At 70.3% G+C, this 7,192-nt stretch carries 7 protein-coding genes; all 7 read left to right on the top strand.

The genetic code is table 11. The annotated features are described in order from the left end of the window. Window positions 1-43 precede the first annotated feature (43 nt). Window positions 44-799, top strand: coding sequence for a CDP-diacylglycerol--serine O-phosphatidyltransferase (gene pssA, locus D6718_10395; GenBank protein ID RMG44276.1), 756 nt, complete (start codon window positions 44-46; stop codon window positions 797-799). Window positions 800-877: 78 nt separating this feature from the next. After that, the gene (locus D6718_10390) at window positions 878-1,714 is read left to right on the top strand and encodes a hypothetical protein (GenBank protein ID RMG44275.1); all 837 of its coding nucleotides are present in this window, start codon (window positions 878-880) and stop codon (window positions 1,712-1,714) included. Beyond that, window positions 1,714-3,018 (top strand): ABC transporter permease, encoded by a 1,305-nt coding sequence (locus D6718_10385; protein ID RMG44274.1) that lies wholly within the window; start codon window positions 1,714-1,716, stop codon window positions 3,016-3,018. Before D6718_10390 ends, D6718_10385 begins: the two co-directional genes overlap by 1 nt. Beyond that, a complete protein-coding gene (locus D6718_10380; protein RMG44273.1) occupies window positions 3,011-3,751 on the top strand; it encodes an ABC transporter ATP-binding protein in 741 nt (246 codons plus the stop codon). Before D6718_10385 ends, D6718_10380 begins: the two co-directional genes overlap by 8 nt. Beyond that, complete coding sequence (locus D6718_10375; protein RMG44272.1) at window positions 3,748-6,186, top strand: ATP-dependent Clp protease ATP-binding subunit; 2,439 nt, start codon at window positions 3,748-3,750, stop codon at window positions 6,184-6,186. Before D6718_10380 ends, D6718_10375 begins: the two co-directional genes overlap by 4 nt. 112 nt (window positions 6,187-6,298) lie before the next feature. After that, complete coding sequence (locus tag D6718_10370; GenBank protein ID RMG44271.1) at window positions 6,299-6,847, top strand: OmpH family outer membrane protein; 549 nt, start codon at window positions 6,299-6,301, stop codon at window positions 6,845-6,847. After that, window positions 6,844-7,192, top strand: a 349-nt coding sequence (locus D6718_10365; protein RMG44270.1) for a UDP-3-O-(3-hydroxymyristoyl)glucosamine N-acyltransferase, incomplete at its 3' end; no start/stop codon positions are given. The genes D6718_10370 and D6718_10365, both read left to right, overlap by 4 nt.

Below are 7,192 nucleotides of genomic sequence, written 5' to 3'. Positions count from 1 at the left end.
GGGCAGGAGAGGGCGCCGCCGCCGCCCCGGACGCTGGCGCGGCGTGAAGGGGTGGCTTCCGGGTGCGTTGACGCTCGGGAACCTGATGGCGGGGTACGCGGCCATCCTCATGGCCACCGAGCACCACTACCTCATCGCGTGGTGGCTCGTTTTCGCCGCGGCGGTGCTCGACGGACTCGACGGGCGTGTGGCGCGCCTGACGGGGACGACGAGCGGCTTCGGGGGGGAGCTGGATTCGCTCTGCGACGCGGTCTCCTTCGCGGTCGCGCCGTCCCTCCTGGCGTTCCACATGGGGGTCGGCGGGCTGGGACGGGCCGGCTGGGCCGCCTGCTTCCTCTTCACGGCCTGCGGGGTGATCCGTCTCGCCCGATTCAACGCCGCAACCACCGGCGGCGAGGACTTCGTGGGGCTGCCGATCCCGACGGCCGCCGCGGTGGCGGCGGCTCCGGCACTCCTGACCCACGGAGAGCCGATCCCGCCGGCGTTCGTTCCGGTGCACGCCGCGGTTCTCCTGGTGACCGCCCTGCTGATGGTCAGCCGGCTCCGCTACCCCGCGTTCAAGTCGCTTCGGTTCGGTCCCAAGCCCTACCGGGTGCTGGCGTTGTGGGCGGCGATCCTCGCCGGATTCCTGGCCTTCGCCGAGTGGATGCTCCCGGCGCTGATCCTGGGATACCTGCTCACGCCGGCGGTCCGGCGCTGGCGGGCGCGCCGCGCGGCGGCGCGGCCCCCCCAAGCCCCCGACGAGCCAGGGCCGGCGGCGGAGATCGAGCCGGCCGGGCGCCAGGATGCCGTTCTCTAGCCGGCGGCTCCCCGTTTGCCGCGCGAGAGCGGCCGGCGCTACGATGCCCGCGGGATTCGAGCCGGACGTGGAGCCCGTATGAACCCGATTCGGAGATCGCCGGCGGCGAGACGCCTCGGGCCGCGCCGCCGCCTCGCGGCCGGCTTGTGGACCCTTCTCCTGCTCTTCCTGGCGAGTCCCCCGGCCGCCGTGCCGCAGGAGGAAGAAGACGAACGCGCCGCGTTGGCGGGCGAGATCGATCCGATCGAGTCGGAGCGGCTGGCGGCGGCCCTCGCGGGCATCGAGGAGCAGGCGGGGGTCAACGCCCGGATCCTGGAAGACGCGGCGAGAAAGTACCGCGCCGCGGTCATCAAGCGGAACGAGCTGCGCCGCGCCCTCGATCAGGCGCAGGAAGCGCTCGACCGGGAGGCGACCCATCCCCTCGATCTCAGTGTCGAGCGCCTCGAGGAGCTCCAGGAGGCGGTGCGGCGGGCGCGGGTGGAGGCGGAGATCGCCGAGCGCGACGCCGAGGCGCGTCTTCGCGAGATCGCGCGGTTGATCGCGGAACGGAACGTCCTGGCGGCCCGCGTGGCGGAGCTGCGGGCCAAGCTGCCGGAGACGCGCGAGCTCCTCACCGGCGTCTGGGAGGTGCGCTGGCTGCCGCAGAACTCGGTCGGGACGTTCTATCTCGATCAGTCGGGGACGCTCGTGACGGGGCGGTACCGGTTCGGCACGATGGGGAGCGGGAGTCTTCAGGGCACCTTCGTCGGGGGGAAGGTCTTCCTGCAGAGAATCGATGCCGAGCGGGGGCGCGACGCCGAGCTCGAGGGTGCCCTCGACCCGGACGGCAGCCGGATCCGCGGCACGTGGCAGATGTACGAGCTGGTGCAGGGCGGACTGCCGCGCGGCCACTGGGTGGCGCGGCGGATCCGGTAGTGCGGCCCCGGGCGCGCGTGCCGCAGCGGGAGGCGGCGACGCGAATGGAAGAGCCGCGGGGGCGGGGGGACGCCTACGCGCTGTTCGTCGCGCGGCGTTTCCTTCGCGCGCGCCGGCAGGGATTTCTCTCCCTCATCAGCATCCTGTCGGCCTCGAGCTTCCTGCTCGGTGTCGCGTCGCTGATCCTCGCCCTGGCGCTGATGACCGGATTTCAGGGGGATGTCATCCACCGGATCCTCGGCTCCAACGCCCACGGCCTGGTCTTTGCGGCCGACGGGGCGCCGATCGAGCGGGCGCGGGAGCTCGCGGAGCGGGTCCGGGCCGTCCCGGGGGTGGTCGCCGCGGAACCGGTGGTGCAAGGCTATGCCGGGATCGCGGCCCAAGGCGGACTGGTGCAGTGGTCCTCTGTGCAGGGCATCCTCCCGGAGTACGGCGGCACCGTCACCGGACTCGACGAGCGAATGGTCGAGGGGAGTCTGGACGATCTGGTCCGCCCGACCGCTTCCGGCCGGCCGGCGATCGTGCTGGGCTCCGACCTCGCCCGCAAGCTGGGCGTCCTCCGCGGCGACATCGTGAGACTGATCGTTCCGAAGCTGCGCTTGACGCCCTGGGGGGTCTCGATCCGGCGGCCTGCGGCCGAGGTCGTCGGCACCTTCGCCACCGGGTTCTACGAGTACGACACCTCGTGGTCGTTCGTTTCCCTCGAGGAGGGGCGGCGCCTGTTCGACGCCGAGCCCGAGGGCTGCCACTGGATCGCCTTCCGCGTGGCGGATCTCGACCGGCTCGCCGAGGTGGAGCAGGCGATCGAGGACGCGGTGGGGCCGGGGTACCTCGTCAGCGACATCCTGGAGCAGAACAAGCCCTACTTCTCCGCGCTGCGCCTGGAGAAGCTGCTCATCTCGCTGTCGATCGGGTTGATCGTCCTCGTCGCCGCCTTCGGGGTCATCATCACCCTGATCCTCACCGTGACGCAGAAGGTCCGGGAGATCGGCGTACTCTCGGCTCTCGGCGCCACGCCGCGAGGCATCCTCAAGATCTTCGTCTACCAGGGCCTGGCCATGGGTCTGCTGGGCACGGCGGCGGGCGCGGCGCTCGGCTGCGGGCTCGCCTGGTATCTCGACCGCTACCGGGTCATCGGGCTCGACCCGGAGGTCTACCTCCTGGATCACCTCCCGTTCGTGGTCCAGGCGGCGGACCTGGCGTGGGTGGTCGGCATCGCGGTGGTCGTCGCGCTTCTCGCCACGATCTATCCCGCCTGGCGGGCGGCCCGCCTGGATCCGGTGGAGGCGCTGCGACGTGACTGAGCGGCCCCCGATCGTGGAGGCGCGCGGTCTCCGGAAGGAGTATCGCCGGAGCGTCGCGGGCGGAGTCGAGCGGATCCGGGTGCTGGCCGGGGCCGACCTCGTCGTGTCGGCCGGGGAGGCCGTGGCGGTCCAGGGGCAGTCCGGGGTCGGTAAGACGACGCTTCTCAACATCTTGGGGGGGCTGGCGCGGCCCGACGGGGGAACGCTCCTGTTCCGCGGGCGCCCCCTGCCGGATGGGCCTGCGGCCCGGGCCCGGTGGCGCCGGCGCGAGGTGGGCTTCATCTTTCAGTTTCATGGATTGCTTGCCGAGTTCACGGCCACCGAGAACGTCGCCCTGGCGGCGCTCATCGCTGGCCGGAGGAAGCGCTTCGCCCTGGAGCGGGCGCGGGAGCTGCTGGAAGAGCTGGGGTTGGGCGGCCGAGCGGATCACTACCCGGACGAACTCTCGGGCGGCGAGCAGCAGCGGGTGGCGGTGGCGCGGGCCCTCGTCAACGGGCCGTCGCTCGTCCTGGCGGACGAGCCGACGGGAAACCTGGATCCGCACACCGGCGAGCAGGTGGTGGAGGTCATCGGCCGGCTGCAGGAGCGGCACGGTTTCGCTCTCGTCATTGCGACGCACAGCGACCGACTGGCGCGCCGCTGCCATCGTGTTCTACAAATGGAAGAGGGGCGGCTCGGACCACCCCGGCGGAACGGCGCCGGCGAGTTGGACCGCGAGGCGATGAAACGATGATCGAGCAGTTCACCGAGAAGGCCAAGCGCGTCCTGTTCCTCGCCCGGTACGAGGCGACCCAGCGCGGCGCCCCGGTGATCGGCACCGAGCACATCTTGATCGGGCTGCTCCGCGAGGACGATCCACTGGTCCGCGAGCTGTTCCACCGGAGCAACATCTCGGTGGACCTCCTGCGGACCGAGATGGAAAGCCGGCAGAGCGGCATCATGCAGGTCTCGCGGGGCGTGGACATCCCGTTCAGCGACGAGGCGAAGCGGGTCCTCGAATGCGCCCAGGAGGAGGCGCGGGGGATCATGTCGCCCACGGTGGACGTGGAGCACCTGCTGCTGGGCCTGATCCGGGTCGACGACGCTCCCGCCGGGCGCCTGCTCGGCGAGCGTGGAATGCGCCTGTACACGGTCCGCGAGGACATCATCAACCTCGCCAAGCGAAAGGCGGTCTCGGCGCCCAAGAACGGCAAGAAGAAGAAGGAAACGCCGTTCCTGGACGAGTTCAGCCGGGAAATGACGAAGATCGCCGCGGAAGGCGGCTACGACCCGCTGATCGGCCGCGAGGTCGAGCTCGAGCGCGTGATCCAGGTCCTCTCGCGGCGCCGCAAGAACAATCCGGTGCTCCTGGGGGAGCCCGGGGTCGGCAAGACGGCGATCGTGGAGGGTCTCGCGAAACGGATCGTCGACGGCGACGTGCCCCCATCGCTGAGCGGGAAGAGGATCCTGGCCCTCGACCTGTCGCTGGTGGTCGCGGGCACGAAGTATCGGGGGCAGTTCGAGGAGCGGCTGAAGGGAATCATCCAGGAGCTCGTCGCCGCGAAGGACGTGATCCTGTTCATCGACGAGATCCACTCGCTCATCGGCGCCGGCTCGGCCGAGGGATCGCTCGACGCGGCGAACATCCTCAAGCCGACGCTCAGCCGGGGGGAGGTCCAGTGCATCGGGGCCACCACCCCCCGCGACTACCACAAGCACATCGAACGCGACCGGGCGCTGGTGCGCCGCTTCCAGCCGATCAAGATCCATCCGCCCACCGAAGAGGAGACGATCGAGGTCCTCCACGGGATCAAGGAGCGGTACGAGCACTTCCACGGCGTCAAGTACGACGACGAGGCGATCCGCGCAGCGGTCTACCAGTCCAACCGCTACATCAACGACCGCTTCCTTCCCGACAAGGCGATCGACGTCATCGATGAAGCGGGAGCGTGGGTCAAGCTGCGGAAGCGCACCTCCTATCGGGCTCTCCGGGAGGTGGAAAAGGAGATCCAGAAGGCCGTCGAGGGGATGAAGGCCGCGCTGGCCCGCAAGGACTTCGACGAGGCCGTGAAGTGGCACGACAAGGAGGTCGCGCTGCGGGAGCGGGCCGACGAGCTTCGCCGGGAGGCCGAGCGGGAGGCGCGCACGATCATCCGGGTCGAGCGGTCCGACGTCGAGGAAGTCATCGCCAAGTGGACCGGCATTCCGGTGACACGGGTCGCCGAAAAGGAGGTGGAGAGGCTCCTGAGGATGGAGGAGCATCTGCACCGCCGCGTGGTGGGCCAGCACGAGGCGATCTCGGCGCTGGCGCGGGCGATCCGGCGGTCGCGCGCCGGCTTGAAGAATCCGCGCCGGCCGGTGGGATCGTTCGTGTTCCTGGGCCCGACCGGGGTGGGCAAGACCGAGCTGGCCAAGAGCCTCGCCGAGTTCCTTTTCGGCGACGAGCGCTCGATGATCCGCTTCGACATGTCCGAGTACATGGAGAAGCACGCGGTGGCGAAGATGATCGGATCGCCCCCGGGCTACGTGGGCCACGAGGAGGGCGGCCAGCTCACCGAGCGGATCAAGCGCCACCCGTACTCGGTCGTGCTGCTGGACGAGATCGAGAAGGCGCACCCCGACGTGCTCAACATCCTCCTGCAGGTTCTCGACGACGGCCAGATCACGGACGCCTACGGCGATACGGTCGACTTCAAGCACGCGATCATCATCATGACCTCGAACATCGGCTCCGCGGCGCTGGTGAACAAGGCGCGACTCGGCTTCGCCGCAGAGCGCGACGTCGCCGAGGGGCGGCGGGCGCGGCGGGAGACGGTGTTCGCCGAGCTGAAGAAGACGCTGCCCCCGGAGTTCATCAACCGTGTCGACGAGATCATCGTCTTCGATCCTCTCTCCGACGAGGAGCTGCTGGAAATCACCAAGATGATGGTCGCCCAGCTGAACGAGACGCTCGCGGACAAAGGAATCCGGCTCGTTCCGCGCGAAGAGGTCTACCGCTGGATCGTCGAGACGACCTGCAAGGACCGCTCGTACGGAGCGCGACCGCTGCGCCGGGCCATCCAGCGGTACTTCGAGGACGCGATCTCCGAACGCGTCATCCAGGGTGACCTGACGGGGGCGGGGGACATCGAGGTCTCCGTCGGCGACGACGACACGCTCGAGTTCCGGAACGTCATGGCGCCGGCGTAGCGGCCCCCGCGCACTCGCGCCCTTCCGCCGCGCCTTGGTCCCCGGCGCCGTCCGGCGATCCGGGGTAGAATGCCCGCCGCACCTAACTCGCGGTGCGACAAAGGAGTTGCGCATGAGGAACCGCTTGCTGCTCCGGGCGGCGGCGCTGCTCGCGCCGGCCGCCTTGCTCGCCCCCGCGGGGCCCGCGGCGGCGCAGTCCCAGACGGTGAAGATCGGGGTCTTCGATCCCCAGCGCGTGCTGCAGGAGACGGCGGAAGGGGCCCGGCTGCAGGCGCGCCTGTCGGCGCTGCAGGAGAAGCGCCGGAAGGAGATCGAGGAACTGCAGAACGAGATCCGCTCGGAGGAGCAGGAGTTCCTGGCCAGCGCGGCGAGCCTGTCGGCCGAGAAGCTCAAGGAGCGGCAGCTGCAGATCGAGCGGAAGAAGTTCGACCTGGAGAGTATGCAGAAGGCGGCGACCCGCGAACTGCAGCTGGAGATGGAGCAAGCGCGGAGCCAGTTCGAAAAGCGGCTTCTCGAGGTCGTGCAGAAGCTCGGACGGGAGCAGGGCTTCACGCTCATCCTGCAGAACGACCTCGTCGGCTACTACGCCCCCTCCATCGACGTCACGGAGGAGCTGATCAGGCGCGTCGACGAGGCGACCGGCGACGGCCAGGGGTCGTGATCCCGCGCGGCGCGCGTCCGTGGCTCCTCAAGGATCTCGCGCAGCGGCTCGGCGCGGCGTGGTCGGGGGACGGCACGCAGCGCCTCGAGCGGGCGGCGCCGCTCGAGACAGCGGACGCGACGGCCCTCGCCGCGGTGTACGACCGCCGGTTGCTGGACCGCGCCCGGACCAGTCGGGCGGGTGCGCTGGTGGTCGCGGAGGATCTGGCGGGGGAGCTCGAAGGACGGGCGCTGATCGTCAGCGCGGCGCCGAAGGCGCTGTTCGCCCGCGCGATCGAGCTTCTGCACCCGCCGGTGCCGGCGGCACCGGGGATCCATCCCTCGGCGGTGGTCGCGGCGGATGCCG

The organism is Acidobacteriota bacterium, from assembly GCA_003696075.1.
Classification (GTDB): domain Bacteria; phylum Acidobacteriota; class Polarisedimenticolia; order J045; family J045; genus J045.
The sequence above is the reverse complement of the archived record's forward strand: the minus strand, read 5'-3'. Positions and strand labels throughout refer to the sequence as shown.